Annotated in this window: 2 protein-coding genes; both read right to left on the reverse strand. The window is 35.0% G+C overall.

The genetic code is table 11. From position 1 onward, the window contains the following. The coding region (locus ACO6OL_RS04600; RefSeq protein ID WP_485502287.1) for a PD-(D/E)XK nuclease family transposase at nucleotides 1-769 on the reverse strand (769 nt) is incomplete at its 3' end. A gap of 236 nt (nucleotides 770-1,005) precedes the next feature. Further along, nucleotides 1,006-2,013, reverse strand: a 1,008-nt coding sequence (locus ACO6OL_RS04605) for an SIALI-17 repeat-containing surface protein (protein WP_485502288.1), incomplete at its 5' end; no start/stop codon positions are given.

A 2,013-nucleotide genomic window follows, 5' to 3' on the forward strand; every position in this document is an offset into this window, starting at 1 on the left:
GTGCCATTCCGTATTCAATTCCCTCTTCACGTGCATAAGCATACGTCGCCCATTGATGGTCTAATTGTCTTGTTCTTTCATCATACATATCTTTTTCCTCCTTAGTCCAGTTTCTAACATTAAGTAAGTCATCGGCTTGGTCAATTACTTCACCAGGTTCACTTGTGTACTGCTTGTTGCCGAAAAATTCTAGCCAACGTACTTTATTATAACTTTCTTTTAATTCTGGTTTGTATTTTTTAAGTTCTAAAAATACTATTTTCAACAATGGCATCTCTTTTATGTCGTTATCTATATACATTTTTAGTTCTGTGTTTCTTGTTTCTTCTTTGATTAAAAAAGTACTTATAGGATCATCACCATCAAAGTAGTTTTTGTCTACTATCGCTGCTACATAAACTGGTGGTAGTTTTTTGTAAATAGCATGTCTTTCTTTTTCGTTTTGTTTTAACCTTTCGATATTATCATTAACTTGTTTACATAGGTACGCCCAGATACGATTCATGAAGAATGCCTGCTTAGCTAATTGCACTTCGATTATAACTTGTGCGTGGTTATCTAGTTCAACAAGTATATCAACAGCTATGTTAAAATCATCTTCTACATTACTATTAGCTCGAAATATTTTATCGCTACCAATTAGTTTTGCACTTTTTGCCGGTAAATCGAAAATATCCTGTACGAATTGCAATGCCACCGCCTCGTTACAAAATACTTTTTTTACTACCAAATCATAAATTGGTTTAATATTTTTATGGCGTTCATCCATATTTTTTCTCCCCCTTTTTTTATTAATTATAATTTTTTAAAATTTTTTTCTACCCTATTACTAACTTTATTATACTAGAAAAAAATTATTTTTTCTAATAATATCCCTATTCTACGCGAAGTTCAAACACAAAAAATCCAAGAAATGAACCTCTCGATTCTTTCTTGGATTCCTTGCTCTTTTCGATTATCTAAACAGACAATTTTAAAGATTTATTTTCGATGATTTAGTAATTTTTACTCTTCATCTTTTCTACGTCTTTTAGCAACTGCTAGTAAGCTTCCTAAAATTCCTAGTCCTAAACCTGCTAGTCCTGTATTAGTTTCAGCTTCACCTGTGTTCGCTAAGCGTTTAGTAGATTTCTCTACTTTAGCTGTTGATTTTGGCTTAATGTTTTCATCAACTTTTGGTGATGTTGGAGTAACTTTTCTGAAGATATGCGTTACAACATCGTCTTTAGTTTCTGTTCTAACGAATACATATCCTGCAATTTCTCCAGCTTCTAGCGCTTCATTAGCTTCACCTAAAACTTTTGGCGTTTTCACATCAGCCGCTTTAAGCTCTCTACCATCCTCATCGATCCATTTAGTGATAATTAACTGAACTTTTGGTAATTCTACTGGATCTGGAAGTTCTCCGTTTACTCCACCATTGAATTCTGGTAATTCTGGTTGAACTTCTGGTTCACCGTTTACTCCACCATTGAACTCTGGTAATTCTTCTTGTCTTTCTGGTTCACCATTCACTCCACCGTCGAATTCTGGAATATCTTCAACTGGAGGAGCAATTGTTGTCACTAATTCTTCAGAAATTTCATGATTAGTATTTGTCTTAGGATCTGTGATTGTTACTTTTCCTGTTGGTTCAACAACAACTGTTTTACCAGGGTTAGCTTTTTCCACTGATTCTTTAACTTTATCTTGTTCCTCTTTAGTTAGGTTACCAAATGACTCTACAGGGACTTTTACTTTCGGTACAGCTGTTACCAATTCAACTGTTTCCTCTGATGGATTTCCTGCTTTATCCGTTGCTTTAACTGTTACGCTTCCTGCTGGAATATCTTTCGTTGGTGTGATTGTTGCTTTACCATCGTCACCTGCTGTAGCTTCTCCAATCTTGTTACCATCTTTATCAAATAACTCAACTTTAGATCCTGGTTCCGCAACTACTACTACTGGTGTCTTAGTTCCTGCTTTACCTGTTAACTCTGTTTGAATCACTGGTGCTTCTGGCGCTGTTGTGTC

This window comes from Gemella sp. (assembly GCF_057272915.1).